The organism is Paenibacillus turicensis, from assembly GCF_050461185.1.
GTDB lineage: Bacteria > Bacillota > Bacilli > Paenibacillales > Paenibacillaceae > Fontibacillus > Fontibacillus turicensis_A.
In genome coordinates, this window is record NZ_JBCMOR010000005.1 from 1,485,536 (window position 1) to 1,505,474 (window position 19,939).

The 19,939-nt window shown below is 38.5% G+C and carries 16 protein-coding genes and 1 other annotated feature; of the genes, 3 read left to right on the top strand and 13 right to left on the bottom strand.

Annotated elements, in window-relative coordinates:
• Positions 1-196 precede the first annotated feature (196 nt).
• The 7 genes from metG to adhE all read right to left on the bottom strand — a co-directional run bounded on the left by metG (position 197) and on the right by adhE (position 11,979).
• Positions 197-2,209 carry a methionine--tRNA ligase gene (gene metG / locus ABE099_RS09155; RefSeq protein ID WP_430029532.1) on the bottom strand — a complete coding sequence of 671 codons (2,013 nt, stop codon included), beginning with the start codon at positions 2,207-2,209 and terminating at the stop codon, positions 197-199.
• A 128-nt stretch (positions 2,210-2,337) separates the two neighbouring features.
• Positions 2,338-2,652, bottom strand: a binding site (T-box leader).
• Positions 2,653-2,771: 119 nt separating this feature from the next.
• Positions 2,772-3,023 (bottom strand): membrane protein insertion efficiency factor YidD, encoded by a 252-nt coding sequence (gene yidD / locus ABE099_RS09160; protein ID WP_430029534.1) that lies wholly within the window; start codon positions 3,021-3,023, stop codon positions 2,772-2,774.
• The gene (locus tag ABE099_RS09165) at positions 3,023-3,505 is read right to left on the bottom strand and encodes a Fur family transcriptional regulator (protein ID WP_430029537.1); all 483 of its coding nucleotides are present in this window, start codon (positions 3,503-3,505) and stop codon (positions 3,023-3,025) included. Before ABE099_RS09165 ends, yidD begins: the two co-directional genes overlap by 1 nt.
• Before the next feature lie 179 nt (positions 3,506-3,684).
• A complete protein-coding gene (locus ABE099_RS09170) occupies positions 3,685-5,844 on the bottom strand; it encodes a copper amine oxidase N-terminal domain-containing protein (protein ID WP_430029539.1) in 2,160 nt (719 codons plus the stop codon).
• Positions 5,845-6,076: 232 nt separating this feature from the next.
• Positions 6,077-6,820 carry a pyruvate formate-lyase-activating protein gene (pflA, locus tag ABE099_RS09175; RefSeq protein ID WP_430029541.1) on the bottom strand — a complete coding sequence of 248 codons (744 nt, stop codon included), beginning with the start codon at positions 6,818-6,820 and terminating at the stop codon, positions 6,077-6,079.
• Positions 6,821-6,875: 55 nt separating this feature from the next.
• Positions 6,876-9,137, bottom strand: coding sequence for a formate C-acetyltransferase (gene pflB, locus ABE099_RS09180; protein WP_430029543.1), 2,262 nt, complete (start codon positions 9,135-9,137; stop codon positions 6,876-6,878).
• A gap of 226 nt (positions 9,138-9,363) precedes the next feature.
• Positions 9,364-11,979: a bifunctional acetaldehyde-CoA/alcohol dehydrogenase gene (gene adhE / locus ABE099_RS09185; RefSeq protein ID WP_430029545.1), complete on the bottom strand. Its 2,616-nt coding sequence runs from the start codon at positions 11,977-11,979 to the stop codon at positions 9,364-9,366.
• Positions 11,980-12,398: 419 nt separating this feature from the next.
• On the opposite strand from adhE, the gene ABE099_RS09190 reads away from it, so the two are divergent.
• On the top strand, positions 12,399-13,115 hold the full coding sequence (locus ABE099_RS09190) for a Crp/Fnr family transcriptional regulator (RefSeq protein WP_210090196.1): 717 nt from the start codon (positions 12,399-12,401) through the stop codon (positions 13,113-13,115).
• A gap of 143 nt (positions 13,116-13,258) precedes the next feature.
• On the opposite strand, the gene ABE099_RS09195 is transcribed toward ABE099_RS09190, so the two are convergent.
• From ABE099_RS09195 to ABE099_RS09220, 6 genes are all read right to left on the bottom strand, one after another.
• Positions 13,259-13,999, bottom strand: a complete 741-nt coding sequence (locus ABE099_RS09195; protein ID WP_430029547.1) for a hypothetical protein — start codon at positions 13,997-13,999, stop codon at positions 13,259-13,261.
• Between the two features lie 141 nt (positions 14,000-14,140).
• Positions 14,141-14,707: an FAD-dependent oxidoreductase gene (locus tag ABE099_RS09200; RefSeq protein WP_430029549.1), complete on the bottom strand. Its 567-nt coding sequence runs from the start codon at positions 14,705-14,707 to the stop codon at positions 14,141-14,143.
• 61 nt (positions 14,708-14,768) lie between these two features.
• The gene (locus ABE099_RS09205) at positions 14,769-15,086 is read right to left on the bottom strand and encodes a winged helix-turn-helix transcriptional regulator (RefSeq protein ID WP_430029551.1); all 318 of its coding nucleotides are present in this window, start codon (positions 15,084-15,086) and stop codon (positions 14,769-14,771) included.
• Between the two features lie 277 nt (positions 15,087-15,363).
• A complete protein-coding gene (locus tag ABE099_RS09210; protein ID WP_430029553.1) occupies positions 15,364-16,332 on the bottom strand; it encodes a sugar phosphate isomerase/epimerase family protein in 969 nt (322 codons plus the stop codon).
• 16 nt (positions 16,333-16,348) lie between these two features.
• Positions 16,349-17,431 (bottom strand): Gfo/Idh/MocA family protein, encoded by a 1,083-nt coding sequence (locus ABE099_RS09215; RefSeq protein WP_430029555.1) that lies wholly within the window; start codon positions 17,429-17,431, stop codon positions 16,349-16,351.
• The gene (locus ABE099_RS09220; RefSeq protein ID WP_430029557.1) at positions 17,424-18,194 is read right to left on the bottom strand and encodes a sugar phosphate isomerase/epimerase family protein; all 771 of its coding nucleotides are present in this window, start codon (positions 18,192-18,194) and stop codon (positions 17,424-17,426) included. Before ABE099_RS09220 ends, ABE099_RS09215 begins: the two co-directional genes overlap by 8 nt.
• 148 nt (positions 18,195-18,342) lie before the next feature.
• On the opposite strand from ABE099_RS09220, the gene ABE099_RS09225 reads away from it, so the two are divergent.
• Together ABE099_RS09225 and ABE099_RS09230 are read left to right on the top strand one after the other, a co-directional pair.
• On the top strand, positions 18,343-19,158 hold the full coding sequence (locus ABE099_RS09225) for an AraC family transcriptional regulator (RefSeq protein WP_430029559.1): 816 nt from the start codon (positions 18,343-18,345) through the stop codon (positions 19,156-19,158).
• Between the two features lie 120 nt (positions 19,159-19,278).
• A complete protein-coding gene (locus tag ABE099_RS09230; RefSeq protein ID WP_430029561.1) occupies positions 19,279-19,893 on the top strand; it encodes a TVP38/TMEM64 family protein in 615 nt (204 codons plus the stop codon).
• Positions 19,894-19,939 lie beyond the last annotated feature (46 nt).

A 19,939-nucleotide genomic window follows, 5' to 3' on the forward strand; every position in this document is an offset into this window, starting at 1 on the left:
CCACTTTTAAATGACGACTTTAAGGTGGGCTAAACTACTTTGAGATACCAAGCGAGGGTAGAGGGATTGCGGAACAATGCAATGGTTGCCTTTAAAACTGGATTCTAACCTCATTTCAACTCAATGGAAAGAATCCAGTTTTAACAGCAAGTGTAGCAACCCTCTACCCGAGCGCCTTCCCCTAAAAGTCAGAATTTTATTTCACCACTGCACCATTTGGCATACTATCTGGCACGGTTGCTAATGTAAGCTGATCGCCCTCTGATGCTGCTAAAATCATACCTCTAGATAACTCGCCACGTAGCTTCACAGGCTTCAAATTCGTTACACAGATGACTTTGCGCCCAACTAGCTCCTCTGGCTTATAAAACTTCGCAATACCAGAGACAACTTGCCGTTGCTCGAAACCTAAATCAAGCTGAAGCTTCAATAGCTTATCTGCTTTTGGAACAGGCTCACATGCAATAACCTGTGCAACCCGCAGCTCAACCTTTGCGAAATCATCAATGCCGATTTCTTCTTTCAACTCTGGGGCTTCAATCGCCGTCTCAGTTGGTGCAGACGCTTTATCATTAGCCTCCACTACTGGTGTACCTCCACTCATTTGACTAACGATATAAGTTACTTCCTGCTCCACGTCTAAACGAGGGAAGATTGGCTCTGCGGTTCCTAATTTAGTTCCTGCTGGTGTGGAGCCAAATTCTCTTGTGCTATCCCATGTTGTTAATTCACCTGAAGCTAAGCCTAATTGATTCCAAATTTTTGCTGGTGTTTGTGTCAAATATGGCTGTAATAAAATAGATACGATTCTTAATGTCTCAACAAGATGATACATAACCGAAGCTAATTCGTTACGACTTGCTTCTTCCTTCGCAAGCACCCAAGGTTTTGTCTCATCAATATATTTATTTGTACGACTAATCAACGCACTAATTGCGGTTAAAGCAACTGAAAACTCAAGGTTTTCCATCACCTCTTCGACTTTATCAATCGTTTGGGTAATGGTTGCTTGTAAATCGCCATCAAATGCAGTCACTTGTCCTGCATAGCTAGGGACTACACCGTCAAAATACTTGTTCACCATCGCAATGGTACGATTTAATAAGTTTCCTAGATCATTTGCTAGGTCGGAATTAATACGCTCCACAAAGCTTTCTGGTGTAAATGCGCCATCAGAGCCAAAAGGAACCTCACGTAGGAAGTAATAGCGGGCAGCATCTAAACCATAACGATCGATTAATACGTTAGGATCTACTACGTTTCCTTTTGATTTAGACATTTTCCCTTCCTTTGTTAAAAGCCAGCCATGTCCAAATACTTTTTTAGGCAGTGGAAGCTCTAACGCCATCAGCATAATCGGCCAATAAATCGTATGGAAACGCACAATTTCCTTACCCACAAGATGAACATCCGCAGGCCAATATCGATTAAATAACTCTTCATTGTCAGAGCCATAACCAAGTGCAGTGATATAGTTCGTTAAAGCATCGATCCATACATAAACGACATGCTTAGGATCACCCTTCACCTGAACGCCCCACTCAAATGTAGTACGGGACACCGCTAAATCCTCTAGTCCTGGCTTAATAAAGTTGTTAATCATTTCATTTTTACGGGACTCTGGTTGAATAAATGTCGGATTATCCTCATAATATTTGAGCAAACGATCTACATAATTACTCATTCTAAAGAAATAACATTCTTCTTTTACGAGCTCAAGTGCGTGACCACTTTCAGGACTTTTAGCACTAACAATTTTGCCATTTTCGTCGCGAACTACGTCAGCAAGCTGAGATTCTGTATAATACGTTTCATCCTGAATGGAATACCAGCCTTCATATTCGCCTTTATAAATGTCACCTTTTTTTAATAGACGGTCAAAAATTTCCTCAACTCTTTTTTTATGGCGTGGTTCTGTAGTACGAATAAAATCATCATATGAAATTTCAAGCTTTTTCCACAATTCTTTAATTCCAACTACAATTTCATCCACAAACGCTTGTGGTGTCGTATTGCTCTCTAACGCCTTGCGTTCGATTTTTTGACCATGCTCATCAGTACCTGTCAAATAACGCACATCGTATCCTCTCAACCGCTTGTAGCGCGCCATAGCGTCTCCTGCCACAGTCGTATAGGCATGACCAATATGCAGCTTTGCACTTGGGTAGTAAATTGGAGTTGTAATGTAAAACGTTTTTTTATCACTCATGTTATATCCTCCTTAAAATGTTATGTAGCATGACACCAAAATTACGAAAACTCAAAAACTGAAAACTAAAACTAAAACTAAAAAGCATAAAAACAAAAAAGCTGAAAAACACAAAAAACTCCCATCCCTAATGGGACGAGAGATTACTCACGCGGTACCACCCAAATTTCCTGACTCTTCACAGAGACAAGCTTTGCTAGTCATTTAAGACCTTCTATTAACGCTAGAACACGCTACATGCTTACTAGCTAAGCTTTAAATCCCTTTCAAAACATACTCCATACTTTATAATCTGTACTTTGATGTATGTTGTGAAGTTATTTAGCTAGCTCACACGCAGTCCCTCCTGGACCATATTCCAAAGCAATTTCAGTCCGGATCTCAGCTTCCCCGGCTCTCTGCTGCTGAATTACACTTTGTACTCATCCATTCATCGGTTATAATCTGCTTATAAAATTGATTCCATTATAGGAAATATAGGAACATGCTGTCAAGTTAATTAGCCTAACTTAGCTTATCTTACCTTTGCCAAAATATTTAACTTAGTTTAGTCCACCCACCCTCAACCAATCTGAGAGGAATGTGATGTCTTTTTAGGAGGCACAAGATCAACCCCTCCAGGATGAAAAGGATGGCATTTTACGATACGCTTCGCCGCAAGCATAGACCCTTTTAATGCACCATGTACCTCGATTGCCTCTAGCGCATAAGCAGAACAGGTAGGATAAAATCGACACACTGGTGGCTTTAAAGGAGAAATAACTTTCCGATACACATGAATTGGCGCTTGTACAATTTTACGTGAAATCGACATTATTTAATCTCTCCATGGTGGTGCGAGCAATCATGCTGGTGCAAGTTACCTTCACCTTGTAACTGGGACTGTGGTTTACATTTGCTACAATAACCAAACACTTCAAACTTATGCTTAACCACCTGAAACTCTTCTGGTGCATCTGTCAGCGGCATTGGACAAAAATGAATTGGATATGTTTTTTCACATTGTAGACAAATCATATGATGATGGTGGTGGCCTTCACTACAACTCGCCTTAAATTTCAAACCATCCTCAAACATAATTTGCTCTAACACACCCAACTCTTCCATTACTCTTAAATTACGATATACGGTATCGAAGCTAAGCCCCGAATAAAACTGACACATATAATCATACACATCTTTAGGTGTTAAATAGCTTTCACTCTCTGCGAATAATTTAGCCAGACTTTTGCGCTGGTCTGTAATTCTTAATCCGCGGGAGGACATAACCTTAATAATTTCTTCGGTTGATAACATCCAATCACCCCCGTCAAAAAAATCAACTTTTGTTTTATCCCGTCTATAATTCCATCAATAATCCCATTTATACTCCACTTATATAATGCCCCAAATTAACGGACGCGTCAATGTTACCTGATTGATGTTAAAAAACGACAGCTACTTCCACAGAAGAGCTGTCGCCATAACAAACATGTTTATTTTTGGGGTGGTAACGGCTGAAACAAAATACCGACTGGTAAATTACTTCCAGGTGCAGCAGTAAACGTAAACTCTAGATTTTGTTCTCTATCCCCTGTACGGTGCAATACGCTATTTTCGTTTGTACCTTTGCTCCCACCCACGTTTGGAATGGAAACGATATTACCATTGATCGTGATGACTCCAGAGTAAAATCCTCCTCTTGGATTAAACGTGATCAATGTGTTAGGAGCCACACGTGGTAAACGGATGCGGTACACAACCCCAAAATTACCAGAATTCATTTTATATTCACCAGTTGGACCATCACTACCAATGAGATATGGATCACTTGAGTTATCTCCAAGCATTAAGCGAACTGGCGTCTTCCCAACTAGCTCACTATACTGAATATCTCTTGTTGCTTGTTCAAATGTACCACGCTTATGAACATCTTGAGGTAAAAATTTAAGATTAGGTAATGCCTTGATCGGATTTCTATCCGGTGCAACCATCACTAGCGTATATTGAATTGTATGGTCACTCGTTAAATCAGCAATTAAGGAAATTACCTCTTCATTTTTTAAATCTTTAGCGCTTAGCTCTGACATAATAATTTTACTTTGACCTGCTGGCAAGTAAATGTCTTTATATTGATTGCCGTAACGCAGTGATTCAAAATAGCGTTGTATAGATTGTTTGCCTGCCGCGCCCGCGTAAATACTTGGTCCCGCAAACCCTAAACCGGTTTGTATGAGATGAGCCGGCTTACTATTTTTATTTGTAGCAATCAAATAAATTTTCATATTTTTTTTCGTCATATTGACGTGATGCACTAAAAACCTTGTATCTCCCATAGCGGATTCACGATATAAAATCCCTTCAGAGTAAACAGTCTCAGGACTATTACTACGAATCAGTGTTGTTGGCTGGGAAGTATACGTATAGTTTAGCTTCTCCCACTCAAGCACTTGCTTCCCGTTAATTTCAAATTTATCACCAACAGGTACAAATAGCTTGTTAAATTCATCAAGGGTATACATTTGTTCATCTGTAATTTTTATCGTTTTTTCAACAGTAGAAAAAAGTCCATATTTATTGACTACCTTTAATCGTACAACCACATCCCCAGGTGTAAAAAATGCTAATTCTTTATTTTCCCACTTGGTTTCAGTAATTGCATTTTCTTCATCAGTACTTAAATCTGTATACTTAATGGGCTCGCCCATCTTATAGGTATCTTTATCTGTCTTAAAATTAGCTACAGGTGGTGTGTGAGGCTTCACAACATGAATGGTCATACTAAACGTGTTACTCCACTCCCCACTTGCATCCTGTACCCGATAGCTTACCGTATAATATCCAGGCGTATTAAATACGTCTTGTTTGTTTTGCCATTCCTCTTTTACAATTGCTAATCCTTTAGGAGAGTAAGATTGAGGCAAATATTGCACATAGGTTTGTCCAGCATAAACTTCATTATTTCCTATACGGAATGAAGCAATTGGACCTGTAGCAATTTGTAATGTTACTGTTTTTTTAGTGTTATCCACCGTAAAAGGAATATTAAGATGGTCCGCAACTGCTACTAAAGGAACCATAAAATTATTTTTAATAGAATAAGCAGGACCCTTCATTGAGTTCACAGCACCATTTACTTTAACTTTAGTGCTTCCAGCCTTAAAACGAAGCTCGTCATTTCCACGAGTTAAAACAACTTCATTTGTTGAAGAATCTGTTGATACTGTCATTCCTGCCGCAGTGGCAAAACCTCGAATAGCAACAAAGGAAACTCCCTTTTTCACTTCCATAGGATGTCCCGCCAAGCTTAATGAACCATTGTTAAATATTTTTTTGCTATTCATAATTAAAACGAGTTCATTATAGCTACTTGATTGCGTGGTATCACTTACATTGTTTGAGCTTGTTTCTTGGTTATTACTCGTTGAACCTGCTTCTTTATCAGCTGTTGCATCTTGTACTTCTATAGCGTCTTTTGCTTCTGTAGCATCCTTTACTTCTGTCTGAGACTGAGACTGTCCCGTTTTCTCCTCAATGACAGTTGCGTTCGCGCCTCCTGCATCACTACTATTATTTTGATCCGCACTTGCAGGAATTGCCAAACCCATTTGTGAAACCGCAAACAAACCTACTAAAAATAACCTTTTTAAATTCATCCTTTAACTCCTCTGCTGCCTATGTTAATTTTTTGAATAGAGCCATAATATATATACACAAACTATTAAACGCTTAAACGTTAAGAAAGTTTCTGTATTTTTTAAAACATAGAAATATGTATTTTAACATCATAACATAAATTTCTGATAAAAAGATATTGAGTGTCAGAACAATAAAAAAACGACTAAGCTCTAACTTATCCGTTAGACTTAGCCGTTTTTCCTAAAAGTTTTATTGTTTAATGAGTGCGCCTTGTTTTCGTCCTTCTTCAATAATGCGATAAGCACGCTCAACTTCCTCTGCTGTAGGTGAAGGTACACCTTCAAGCTCATAATCCCAACCAAGCTCTTTCCACTTAAAAACGCCCATTTGATGATATGGAAGAATCTCAAACTTCTCTACACCTTGCAAGCTACCGATGAACTTACCTAAATTAAATAGGTCCTGCTCATCATCATTGATACCAGGAACAAGTACGTGGCGAATCCACATATTACGTTCATGATGAGACAACCAACGTGCCATCTTTAACATACGATCATTAGGTCTGCCTGTTAACTTAATGTGCTTTTCGTTGTCAATATGCTTGAGATCAAGCAAGACAAGATCAGTTACATCAAGTAGATCACGAATTTTGTCCCCATCGTTATATCCATTAGTATCAAGCGTTGTATGCAGATTCCAACGTTTCTTCACTTCACGAAACAACTCAGTCACAAATGGAGCTTGCAATGTTGCTTCACCACCTGAGACAGTGAGTCCTCCACCTGAGGAACGGTAATAATTTAGATAAGGTTCAATTTCTGACAATACCTCTTCTAAAGGCATCTCTTTACCGTCCGTCAGGCTTATGGTATCTGCATTATGGCAATATTGACATTTTAACAAGCAACCTTGCATAAAGAGTACGAAACGAATACCTGGGCCATCCACCGTTCCGAATGTTTCCAATGAATGTATGCGACCTTTTAGCATCTTCCGCCACTCCGTTCTGCTGACTTTTTTATAATTAATATTTTAACAAAGGAGCTTACATTTGACCATGGAATGTACGGTTAACTACATCCAATTGTTGCTCACGAGTTAATTTAATGAAGTTTACAGCATAACCAGAAACACGAATCGTCAATTGAGGATAGTTTTCTGGATGTTCCATTGCATCAAGTAATTGCTCACGAGCAAATACGTTAACGTTCAAATGGTGTCCATTGCTACCGAAGTATCCATCTAACATAGATACAAGGTTAGATTTACGGGACTCTTCCTCTTTACCAAGTGCTTTAGGCACGATAGAGAACGTATTGGAGATACCATCTAAGCTGTGTTCATAAGGAAGTTTAGCTACAGAGCTTAATGAAGCAAGAGCACCCTTCTTATCACGACCATGCATAGGGTTAGCACCTGGTGCAAATGGTTCGCCAGCTTTACGTCCATCAGGAGTAGTTCCTGTTTTCTTACCATATACAACATTAGAGGTAATTGTCAAGACAGATTGTGTTGGTAAAGCATTACGATACGTTTTGTGCTTACGGATCATTGTCATGAAGGATTCAACTAGCTCAACAGCAATTTGGTCAACACGATCATCGTTGTTACCATATGCAGGATATTCGCCTTCAGTTTCAAAATCAACTGCGATACCAGCTTCGTTACGAATCACTTTAACTTTAGCATGCTTAATTGCACTTAAAGAGTCAGCTGCTACTGACAATCCAGCAATACCACAAGCCATAGTACGCAAGATGTCGCGGTCATGCAATGCCATTTCAATACGTTCGTATGAATATTTGTCATGCATGTAGTGGATAATGTTCAAAGTGTTCAAATATAACTTAGCTAACCATTCCATCATCGGTTTGAAGCGTTTCATTACTTCATCATAATCCAAATATTCAGAAGTGATTGCTGGATATTCAGGACCTACTTGAACGCCTGATTTCTCATCTTTACCACCATTGATTGCATAAAGCAAAGCTTTTGCAAGGTTAGCACGAGCGCCAAAGAATTGCATTTGTTTACCGATTTCCATAGCGGATACACAGCAAGCAATACCGTAATCATCACCATAGATTGGACGCATTAAGTCGTCATTTTCATATTGAATGGAACTAGTTTCGATAGAAACTTTAGCACAGAATTTTTTGAAAGCTTCTGGTAATTGCTCAGACCATAAAACAGTCAAGTTAGGTTCTGGTGCTGGTCCCAAGTTGTTTAATGTGTGCAAGAAACGGAAGCTGTTTTTAGTTACACGAGTTGTACCATGAACGGTCATACCACCAATGGATTCAGTTACCCAAGTTGGGTCACCACTGAACAAATCGTTATAATCAGGAGTACGCAAGAATTTAACGATACGCAATTTCATTACGAAATGGTCTACTAACTCTTGTGCTGCTTCTTCAGTTAATGTTCCTTCTGCAAGATCACGTTCGATATAAGCATCTAAGAAAGAAGATACACGTCCAAGGGACATCGCTGCACCATTTTGTTCTTTAATAGCTGCAAGATAACCGAAGTATACCCATTGGAAAGCTTCTTTAGCGGTGTTTGCTGGTTTAGAAATATCAAAACCATGTAATTGTCCTAATTGTTTTAATTCGCCTAAAGCACGAATTTGTTCAGACAATTCTTCACGAAGACGAATCACATCATCGCTCATTGCGTCTACTTCAAGTTCTTTCAAATCATTTTGTTTTTGTTTGATCAAGAAGTCTACACCATACAATGCTACACGACGATAGTCACCAATAATACGACCACGACCATAAGCATCTGGAAGACCTGTAATAATACCAGCTCTACGAGCTGCTCTGATTTCAGATGTATATGCATCAAATACACCTTGGTTATGCGTTTTACGAATATGAGTAAATGTATCGATTACTTCTTGTGGCAATTCAAAGCCATAAGCTTTACAAGCATCGATCATCATTTTAATTCCACCAAAAGGTTGAATAGAACGTTTGAACGGAGCATCAGTTTGAACCCCAACAACTTGTTCTTTATCTTTATCTAGGTATCCTGGTCCATGAGAAATAATAGTAGAAGGTGTGTTCACATCTACATCAAGAACCCCACCAGCATCACGTTCTTTTTTGTTAAGGTCAGACACGATATCCCATAATGCTTTTGTGTTTGCAGTTGGACCTGCTAAGAAGGACTCATCCCCTGTGTAAGGAGAAAGGTTCGTATCCAAGAAGTTACGAACGTTAACCTCTTTTACCCATTTTCCTTGTTTAAAACCTCTCCAACCAGACTGAACATCATTTAATTCTCTCTCGATCACCGACATCTTTATTCCCTCCATTTTATAGTTTGGAGTACGCGGTTTGAAGGATATATTTTTTCCGCGTCTCGTGATTCCTTAAAATTTGTGATACTTTTCACAAATCGGACACTGATAAGGCCAAATTCAGGAATCATTTATGTCCTTATCATATAACATTTAGCATAAAACCAGTGTGACAAATATCACTTTTCGAGTGATATTTGTCACTTTTTTCTTCTTACTTGTTCACTTATTCTTCAAATCTTCCATAGAATGCATCACGGTATACATCTGCTAGTTCAGTTACTAATGGAAGCTTAGGATTTGCAGTTGTACATTGGTCTTCAAAAGCACGATCTGCCAAATAATCTACTTTAGATTCAAAGTCTTTAGCATCAAAACCAAGCTCTTGGAAAGTTTGTGGAATACCTAATTTTTCGTTCAAATCACGAATTGCTTTAATTAAGCTCTTCACGCCTTCTTCAGTTGTACGAGCTGGCAATCCAAGGATACGTGCAATTTCAGCGTAACGTACATCTGCAACAAAGTTTGTATATTTAGGCCATGCCGCAAACTTAGTAGGTTTTTTAGCATTGTAACGAATAACGTGTGGTAAAAGAATCGCATTGGTACGTCCATGTGCAGTGTGGTATTCCCCACCCCATTTATGCGCCAAGCTGTGGTTGATTCCTAAAAATGCGTTAGCAAACGCCATACCTGCTAATGTAGAAGCATTATGCATTTTTTCGCGTGCTAGCGGATCACCCGTTAATGCTGATTTTTCAAGCCATTCGAATACAAGTTGAATTGCTTTGATTGCAAGTCCGTCAGTAAAGTCATTTGCCATAACAGACACGTAAGCTTCAATACCATGTGTTAATACGTCCATACCTGTATCTGCAACTGCAGTCTTAGGCAAGCTGTAAACGAACACTGGGTCGATAATCGCTACGTCTGGAGTCAATTCATAATCAGCCAACGGATATTTAGTATTGCCATTAATTTTATCTGTAATAACTGTAAACGATGTTACTTCAGAACCAGTACCAGATGTCGTTGGAATTGCTACAAATTTAGCTTTTTGTCCTAGACGTGGGTACTTGTAGATCCGTTTACGAATATCCATGAATTTTTGTTTTAGGTTTTTGAAATCTGTATCTGGGTATTCGTAGAACAACCACATTCCTTTTGCAGCATCCATTGGTGATCCACCACCTAGTGCGATGATGCAGTCTGGTTGGAATTTAGTCATCAATTCTGCACCACGTTCTACAGTTGTTGTAGATGGATCTGGTTCTACTTCTGAGAACACTTCAATAGCTACTGGAACTGGACGTTGACGCAAATAGTGCTCAACTCTTTCTACATATCCTAGTTTAACCATCATTGGGTCAGTTACAATTAACACACGAGTAATGTCAGGCATTTTAGCCAAATATTGAGTGGAATCTTTTTCAAAATAAATTTTATCAGGTACTTTGAACCATTGCATATTCACGGTACGACGATTCACCCTTTTCACGTTAATTAAATTAATTGCAGTTACGTTAGAAGAAGTTGAGTTACGTCCATAAGATCCACAACCTAATGTCAATGAAGGTAAGTTCGTATTGTAAATGTCTCCGATACCACCTTGAGAAGATGGTTGGTTCACTAAGATCCGACAAGTTGGCATACGATCTGAAAATTCTTTAATTACTTCTTCATTATGAGAATGAATAACAGAAGAGTGACCCATTCCACCAAAATGTACGATTTCGTTAGCACGTTCGATACCTTGTTCTGCATTTTTAACTTTATAGCAAGCAAGCACTGGACTTAATTTTTCAGCAGACAACGGGAACTTCCTACCTACGCCTTCAATTTCAGCAACAAGGATTTTTGTTCCAGCTGGAACTTGAATTCCACACATTTCAGCAATCTTCACAGCAGATTGACCAACAATGGATGGATTTACTGCACATTTATCAGCAATGATTGCACCAGAAGTTAATTTTGCGGCTTCTTCTTTATTGACAAAATAACATCCATTTGCTATCATTTTTTTCTTAACTTGATCAAAGATAGGTTCTTCAATAATAACGGCTTGCTCAGAAGCACAAATCATACCATTATCAAATGTTTTGGATAAGATTAAATCATTCACTGCTTGATCTAGATTAGCACTTTTTTCAATGAAGCAAGGAACGTTACCAGGTCCTACACCAAGTGCTGGTTTACCACAGCTATAAGCCGCTTTAACCATTGCAGATCCACCAGTTGCTAGGATACAAGCTACATCAGGATGATTCATCAATGCATTTGTACGATCCATGGAAGGATCTTCGATCCATTGGATACAATCTGCAGGAGCACCATGCTCAACCGCTGCTTCTAACAAAATTTTTGCTGCTTCTCTACTACATTTTTGAGCAGATGGGTGAAAACCAAAAATAATTGGGTTACGTGTTTTAATTGCGATAAGTGCTTTAAAAATTGTAGTTGAAGTTGGGTTAGTTACAGGTGTGATCCCCATAATGATCCCTACTGGTTCAGCTATTTTTTGGAAGCTTTCATATACGTTATCTTCAATAACCCCTACTGTTTTATCTTTTTTAATACTGTGATATATATATTCAGTGGCAAACATATTTTTAATAATTTTATCTTCATAAACACCACGGCCAGTTTCTTCCACTGCCATTTTTGCTAAGTACATGTGGCGGTCCATTCCAGCAATTGCCATCGCTTGAACGATGTCGTCAATTTTTGCTTGGTCTAATTCCATAAATGCTTGGGAAGCTTTGTTTCCTTTGTCAATTAAAGTCTGGATGTAATCACCTGCAGTTGGCTGAACTTTTGTAGTTACGTCATTTTTAACGGCCATCTCTCTCATCCTCCTAAAGTTAGGTAAAGGGGCATCTAATTTACCAAAAATTATTTAAAGTGAATTTTTTCACTTACCCTGCTCCCTTTAATTTTGTCTTACTTTTCTTGATGAACCAAGCATAACATATAAAATTTGATTTGTATAGTGAATTTTTTCACATACTTTAAACAAAATGAAAAAAGTTTCATTCCCCTGCTTTTATTTTCATCCTTAGTTTACATTTATAGTATAAAACCCAAATAAAGCGCTTTTATATATAACAGGAAGCATATTAACGCTATAAATTAAGTGAAAATAGTCACAATGTTGAAATTTGGACACTTTTTTCGCCTTTCCTCTTCCCTCAAAATGCAATAATCGTTATATAATTAATTTAAATTTTCAGAAAAATTTGGAGTACAAAGGGGAAATCAACGATGAGTGAAACGATGAATGCTGCTCTTAATAAAGGAAATACGAGCTGCTTCTCAGAACAAAGCTTCAATCGACTTCTCGTAACGATGAAAGATAAAATATATCCTGAAGGCACTCACTTGTTTTGGGAAGGTGATTTTGCTGATAAGCTTTTCTATATTAAGCGTGGGCGGGTTAAACTAACGAAATCAACAGACGAAGGAAAAGAACTTATCTTATATATGTATGGTCGTGGAGATATGGTGGGTCAAGCCGATCCTTTTTTCAGCACCAAATATAGCTTAACCGCTGAGGTGATTGAAGAGTGTGAGGTTGGGATCATTGAACAAAAGGATTTAGAAATTTTAATTTGCCAGCATTGTGAATTTGCCATTGATTTTATGAAATGGATGGGAATTCACCATCGCTTAACTCAAACAAAATTTCGTGATCTAATGATGTATGGAAAACCTGGTGCACTATGCTCGACATTAATTCGTCTCAGTAACACGTACGGTGAGAAACATGACGACACCATTTTAATCAACAAAAAAATTACGCATACTGATTTATCCAATATGATTGGTGCTACACGTGAAAGTGTGAATCGTATGTTAAGTGACCTACGTAAAAAGGATGCACTTGAATATGAAAACGGCATGATCGTGATCAAAGACCTTGTTATGCTTCAAGATATTTGTCATTGTGAGCTATGCCCAAATGAAATCTGTAGAATTTAATATATATTTTATATGTCTATTTAAGAAGGAGTAGATCATCGTTGCCCTTATCTATTCTTTACCTTAACACATGGTAAGACCCCCAATTTCCTCCCTTTAGGGTTGAATGGGGGCCTTTTTATTTTTAAGTAGGGCGTTTGACCCTAATATCTAACTAACTCAATATCAACAATATCATTTGCACTTAATCTCATATCTAAGCCAGCTTCAATCAACACTTTCTTATTTACTTTGAGCACCCATTGCTCTGTCGCATCGCAATGATAACCGTTAACAGCCAAAATTTGCTTATAATTAGGTGTTAGCTGCACGATTCCACTTGATACAAGTAAATCACGTACAGTAATCCCTTCCTTAAACTTGGTAAGAAAATATCTTCTCAATTCGGGCTTATGTATTCCACCCTGCACTGATAATACTAATGAACCTTCCATTGTATTTTCTGGATAAAGACGAGTTGACGTTACATAAACTGAAATATGATCTCCCATTTTAAGTTTAGTGCCCCAATGGTTTGCTTTAAGCTCCTTTTGATTCAGCTTCACACCCCATGCTAAACTAGTATCTAATGCAACATTACCCACAGATTGTATGGCTGATCCATTTTCATTCAAAATAATCAAGTTGCTGCTTCGCAATGCATCACGCAGTGTTAAATCCTTCATATATTCAAAATGTATGCTACGAGTGACATCGGGAATAAAATTGTTGCCATCGATCGTTAATGTAATATCATCTTCATGGTCTACAGCTTGTTGTTGTTCTATAGGTTGCTCTGTAGAAATGGCAGACTGCGGCAAAAATCTAGTAGCTACAAACGTACCAAGAGCTAAAAGTATTACTACAGCTGTTATCTTTAGTAGCCAACTTACATTTTTGTTCATTGCTGCAATCCCCCATGCTGTGATTTCTACACACCCTTTATAGTATACCTTATATTATAATGAAAAAAGGCCCTTCTGGACAACTTTCACGCCAGAAAAGCCCTGTAATTTATGGAATTATTATATAAAATGAAAAATAGCTTATTTTAATACATCGTGATCCACGTAACGCTCACCATTAAGCTCACTTATAATTTCAATGGCTACCTTCGCGCCATCCCCAGATGTAATAATCGTATGGACACTAGTTCCAGCTACTGTACCTGCTGCCCAAAGTCTTGGCTTGCTTGTACGGCCATAACGATCTGTGTCAATTACTTTCTTAATTCTTGGCTCTCTACCATCAACAAGCTCAAGTCCGGTAGCGCTTGCAAGATCAGTTAATGCCCCCGTTGCAAAAATAACATGCTCTGCTCTGTAATTACGACCAGATTCAGTTTTGACATAAACCGTTTGTCCTCCATTAGTATCCACAACGGTTACTTTCTCTTCGATAAATTTAGCGCCAAACTTTTCTGCCTGTTCACGTCCAATTTCCAGTAATTGAGGCCCTGTTAGCTCTTTAACGCCATAATGATTTTCTAGCCAAGCCCTTTTAGTCATGCTAGAATTACTGTCTAATACTAATGTTTCTTTACCTGCTTTAGCTAAAAACAAAGCTGCGCTTGCCCCAGCAGGCCCTGCTCCAATCACGATGACTTCAGCCACAATGACACCTTCCTTCTTTAATAGTCATGCCGCACTGTCACCAGCTACGGCATGATCGCCATTATACCCATTCTTCTGCCCACTGCTGTACTTGCTCCATCACAGGGCGTAACGCATGACCTTTTTCAGTTAATTCATATTCTATACGTACTGGTGTTTCTGGATATACCTTACGAACTAAAATACCGCTATTTTCTAAATCCTTCATACGTTCTGACAGCATCTTATCGCTCATAAGCGGAATTCGATTAGAAATATCCTTGAAACGTTGTGGTCCAACCATTAACGACTGAATAATTAATCCGTTCCATCTTTTCCCTAGCATCGTAAATGCTGATTCAAAACGGGGACACATTGCAGGTTGATGTAATTCTTCCATATATATTCACCCCTTTTACAAACATTGCTTACAATAAGTTAGTATATATAATAATAACATATTTATTAGTAAAAATACACTGAATAATGTCTCATTATACAATATACTCTTAAAAGCGTGAAGTAATTATGTCATGAAGTCTTTAAATCGCTTACAAGAAAAGCTTACAAGAAAGCGAAATATGTAAAGGGATAGAAAAACGATCACCCTAGAGATGATCGCTTAGTATAATATATTTACTTGTAGCTTAGCTTATGCTATGCCTACTTAAACTGTCTTATACCCACCATGCTTCGCTTGGCGCTTCCTCAATTAAAATACCTTGTAGATTACGTACTGCTTTTGTAAATCCTTCTTCTACAGACATTAACCCATCCTCATGCTCAATGCTCACTACATAATCATAACCAACTAGACGTAGCGTACTAATGATATCACTCCATGTTTTCATATCATGTCCATAACCTACAGTTCTGAACTGCCATGCACGATCTAGCATTCTTGTATAGGATTGCATATCTGTAATTCCATGCTTGTTCACATTAATTGGATCAATGGAAGTGTCCTTTGCATGGAAATGGTGAATTGCCCCTTCTCTTCCGAGAATAGATACAGCTTGAACCGGATCAATCCCTTGCCACCACATATGACTTGGATCTAAATTGGCTCCAATCACTTCACCTGCTGCCTCACGAAGTCGAAGCAAAGTGCCTGGTGAATGAACCGAAAAGCCACCATGAAGCTCTAATCCAATTTTGACACCATGATCTGCCGCGTATTTTCCCCACTCCGTCCAATAAGGAATAATTTTGTTATCCCATTGCCATGTAAGGATTTCTTGATAATCATTAGGCCACGGAGCCACAGGCCAATTCGGATATTTAGCACCTTCATGATCACCAGGACAGCCAGAAAAGGTGTTCACTACAGGCACTTCTAGTTTTTGAGCAAGCTGAACTGTTTTTACATAAACATCATGGAATTTTGCCGCGATCTCTTTTTGTGGATGTAATGGATTGCCATGGCAGCTTAAAGCGCTAATCATCATTCCTCTAGATTCTACTGCATGCTTGAATTGCTTCCGAGCAGTTTCATTTGCTAACAGCTCATCCAAATCAACATGACTACCACCAGAATATCCGCCCGTTCCAATCTCAACTGCCTTTAAGCCTGCCTCTGCTGCTAAATCAAGCGCTTTCTCGAATGGATGGCCACCAAATAACACTAAAAATATACCTAATTTCATTGTTACCCCTCCTTACTTAATCAAAATATACGGTTTTCCCCGTTTTAGCGGATTCATAAATCGCTTCTAAAATCTCAGTGACAACTAATGCCTGCTCTGGCTTTACCAAAGGCTCTTCATCATTTAAAATGGCTTTTACCCAAGCGCTAGCTTCGCGTGTTGCTTCGGTTTCTTCTTTTCCCTCAAAAAAGGCAACACTACCTGTACCTAAATCCACCTTTGTTTCATATAAGCGACTACGCTTTTCTCCGTTTAAACGCAAACCATGTGTCATATCTGCGCCACCTTCAGTTCCACAAAGCAACGTTTTAGCTTCACCAAAATCAACAATGTTTAGCGCCCAACTGGACTCTAGCATAATTGTTGCGCCATTTTTCATCTTAATGTAGCCAAACGCAGAATCCTCTACCTTAAATTGCTCAGGATCCCATGGACCAAACGCATTTGCTGCATTTTCTTTTTCTCCAAGCTTATGGAATACAGAACCGGTTACACTTTCAGGCTCGTAATTGTCCATTAACCACAATGTTAAATCTAGTGCATGTGTTCCAATATCAATAAGGGGTCCCCCACCTTGCTTTTCTTCATCTAAAAATACACCCCATGTGGGTACTGCACGGCGACGTGTTGCAAGCGCTTTCCCAAAATAGATGTCACCTAACTCGCCGCTTTCACATACTTCCTTCAAGTATAGGCTATCACTGCGGAAACGGTTTTGATAAGCGATACTTAATTTTTTACCTGTACGTTTTGCGGCATCTAACATCTCACGTGCCTGTTCACTTGTTTTTGCCATCGGTTTTTCGCACATAACATGTTTACCTGATTCTAAGGAAGCTACTGTAATTTCCGCGTGGGAATCGTTAGGTGTACACACATGAACAACATCAATATGTGAATCACGTAAAAGCTCTTGAAAATCGCTATATACCTTTGCACCGTCAGCTCCAAATTTTGCTGCTGCTTCCTCTGCACGTTCTACAACAATGTCACAAAATGCTACCAACTCAACCTCTGGCTGTACACTCAAGCTTGGCAAATGCTTGCCGTTTGCAATTCCTCCACAACCAATTACAGCTACCTTTAACTTTCTAGACATCTAAGTTGCCCCCTTGCTTTGCGTAGTTTTTTACCCATTCCATACTTGTTTTAACACTTTCTATCGGATCATTGGCACAATAGTCTTGTTCTACAATTGCCCACTCTACTTTGACCTTCAGCATTGCATCTGCAATTGCTTTATTGTCTACTTCACCTTGACCTAACTCGACGGTTTGCGGCGAGCCATCTTCATTTTTAATCATATCCTTAAGATGCCATAACAAAATTCTGGAATTATAGCGATCAATATAAGCTAAAGGATCATATCCCGCATGGTGCACCCAACATGTATCTAATTCCACTTTAAGCTCTCTAGCAGGAATCTGTTCATATAACCAATCTAACACGGGTTGTTCTTCAATATGCTGTAACAATTCAAAGTCATGATTATGATAAAGAAATACGAGTCCCCTTTGTTCACAGCGTTGTGCAATCTTTTTCATATCCTCTGCAATTTCAGACCAACGATGTCGATCCTCTTCTGCGATATATGGCAAAATAATATACTTACTACCGATTGCAATATTAAATTCAATAACCTCGTCCAATTCATCGCGTAATAATTGAATAGGCGTGTGTGACCCGATTGCCACAAGGCCCGTTTCTTTTAAAATGGCGGCTACTTGCTCACTAGTTCGACCATAAAATCCAGCAAACTCTACACCTTGGTATCCAAGCTCTGCTACTTTTCTTAATGTACCTTCAAAATCCTTGTCTAATTCATCGCGTAAAGTAAAAAGCTGTATTCCTACCTTTGTCATGTTTATCACTCCAACCTTATGTTAGTAAATAGATTGAGCCGCTCAATTACATAGTATTTGATTTCTTGCTATAGTAAAATGAATAATATGATTAAAACATGAACAATCTGATAACTATTTTTGAAACTGCTTAGGAGGGCATATATTTATGGGAGCTACTGATTTGCAAATTTTAACGGCAGGGTATTCTATCCATCATAAACCCTTTCATACAATAAATATAAATGGACTTGGCCACTATTTAATTCGATTGCAATCATTAGGGAAATGCCGAAGTCGTCTCAATCATAAGCTCGAATTGCTAGAGCCAGGTGATTTATTATTATTTGCACCAAATGATCCCTATGAGCTGAAAATCTCAAATGAACAGCAAGGACGTGAGACTGAAGCAGTGTATAGTGGTGATTATCATATTTTTGCAGGTGGTGCTTGGCTCGAGCAGTGGTGGCAAGAACGTGAACGTCCACATAAAATTAAGGTTCCTCTCTCGGAGGGCATTATTGGGGCTTTCCGACAAATTATGACGGAGCTACGAAGAATTCCAAATAATAATCCACAAATCATTGAATATTATTTTAAAATTTTATGTATGGATATTGATCGACACTATACCGAATATCCAATCCCAAACTACAAAACATATATTGCTAGTCGCATTAAAAACTATATCGAGGAAAATGCAACAACTCCTTTTAAACTAGAAGAAGCCGCAGCACATGTGGGAATCAGTGTGAGTCACGCTGTTCATCTTTTTAAAGAAGCATTTGGAACAAGCATCATTCAATATACGTTAGAAATTCGGTTAAATATGGCACGTGAGCGTATTATGTTTAGCCCATCTTCTCTTGAACACGTTGCAGAAAGCTCTGGCTTCCCAAGCTATAATTACTTTCATAAAGTATTTCGCAAACGCTTTGGGATGTCTCCAAAACAGTTTCGACAAAGCCTTATTCATGAGCAATAACAATACTATTATGATTTAAATTAACCTCGTTAGATTGTCCTATTTCATTCAGAAAAATGCAATAAGAGTAGCCCTTAGCAAGACTTAAACTTACTAAAGCCATATGAAGCAGGAGGAATTATGAAAATTTGGGCTTCCATTGCAATCTATACCGCTCTTTTGATTACTGCACTTATTTATCGCGAGGAGCTAACATTATGGGTTACAAATGATCCACCAATTTATCAGCTATTTATTATATCCATTGTGTTTGCTGTATTACCGATCCTTCCGTATAAAATCATTATAGCGGCAATTAGCTATGCTGCTGGGGTTCAACTAGGAATGCTGATCACGCTGATTGGATCAACTGTGGCAGGCATATTATTTTATTTTGGTGCAGCTTATATATTTCGAACCACAGCTAAAAAATGGTTAGCAACGACCAAGCTATTTAAAGGGATTACGACATGGATTCATGAGCAACCCTTTAAGTCCATTTTAATCTGCAAGCTACTCCCAATCATCCCGCAAAATGCGATTAATATTTATGCTGGTGCCACAGCTATTCCATTTACCGCTTATATTGCTGCCACCATCATTGGTAAATTACCTGGCATCATCGTCTATTCCTATGTTGGAGACAAGCTGTTAAGCTCCCCCATCGCAGCAATTAGCATTATGCTTATATATATGGTCATCATTAGTTTAATTTTGTGGCTGTATCATAAAAAAAACAAAATAACAACACAATAAGCTTACCTACTGAAATAAAGATTCAACCTTATTAATAGCTTGACAA

Excerpts from the sequence above, each read along its gene's own strand:
- ABE099_RS09170 (WP_430029539.1), bottom strand. The coding sequence starts at position 5,844 with ATGAATTTAAAAAGGTTATTTTTAGTAGGTTTGTTTGCGGTTTCACAA.
- ABE099_RS09215 (WP_430029555.1), bottom strand. The coding sequence starts at position 17,431 with ATGTCTAGAAAGTTAAAGGTAGCTGTAATTGGTTGTGGAGGAATTGCA.
- ABE099_RS09195 (WP_430029547.1), bottom strand. The coding sequence starts at position 13,999 with ATGAACAAAAATGTAAGTTGGCTACTAAAGATAACAGCTGTAGTAATA.
- ABE099_RS09210 (WP_430029553.1), bottom strand. The coding sequence starts at position 16,332 with ATGAAATTAGGTATATTTTTAGTGTTATTTGGTGGCCATCCATTCGAG.
- metG (WP_430029532.1), bottom strand. The coding sequence starts at position 2,209 with ATGAGTGATAAAAAAACGTTTTACATTACAACTCCAATTTACTACCCA.
- ABE099_RS09165 (WP_430029537.1), bottom strand. The coding sequence starts at position 3,505 with ATGTTATCAACCGAAGAAATTATTAAGGTTATGTCCTCCCGCGGATTA.
- ABE099_RS09225 (WP_430029559.1), top strand. The coding sequence starts at position 18,343 with ATGGGAGCTACTGATTTGCAAATTTTAACGGCAGGGTATTCTATCCAT.
- yidD (WP_430029534.1), bottom strand. The coding sequence starts at position 3,023 with ATGTCGATTTCACGTAAAATTGTACAAGCGCCAATTCATGTGTATCGG.
- ABE099_RS09190 (WP_210090196.1), top strand. The coding sequence starts at position 12,399 with ATGAGTGAAACGATGAATGCTGCTCTTAATAAAGGAAATACGAGCTGC.
- ABE099_RS09205 (WP_430029551.1), bottom strand. The coding sequence starts at position 15,086 with ATGGAAGAATTACATCAACCTGCAATGTGTCCCCGTTTTGAATCAGCA.
- ABE099_RS09230 (WP_430029561.1), top strand. The coding sequence starts at position 19,279 with ATGAAAATTTGGGCTTCCATTGCAATCTATACCGCTCTTTTGATTACT.
- ABE099_RS09220 (WP_430029557.1), bottom strand. The coding sequence starts at position 18,194 with ATGACAAAGGTAGGAATACAGCTTTTTACTTTACGCGATGAATTAGAC.
- pflA (WP_430029541.1), bottom strand. The coding sequence starts at position 6,820 with ATGCTAAAAGGTCGCATACATTCATTGGAAACATTCGGAACGGTGGAT.
- pflB (WP_430029543.1), bottom strand. The coding sequence starts at position 9,137 with ATGTCGGTGATCGAGAGAGAATTAAATGATGTTCAGTCTGGTTGGAGA.
- adhE (WP_430029545.1), bottom strand. The coding sequence starts at position 11,979 with ATGGCCGTTAAAAATGACGTAACTACAAAAGTTCAGCCAACTGCAGGT.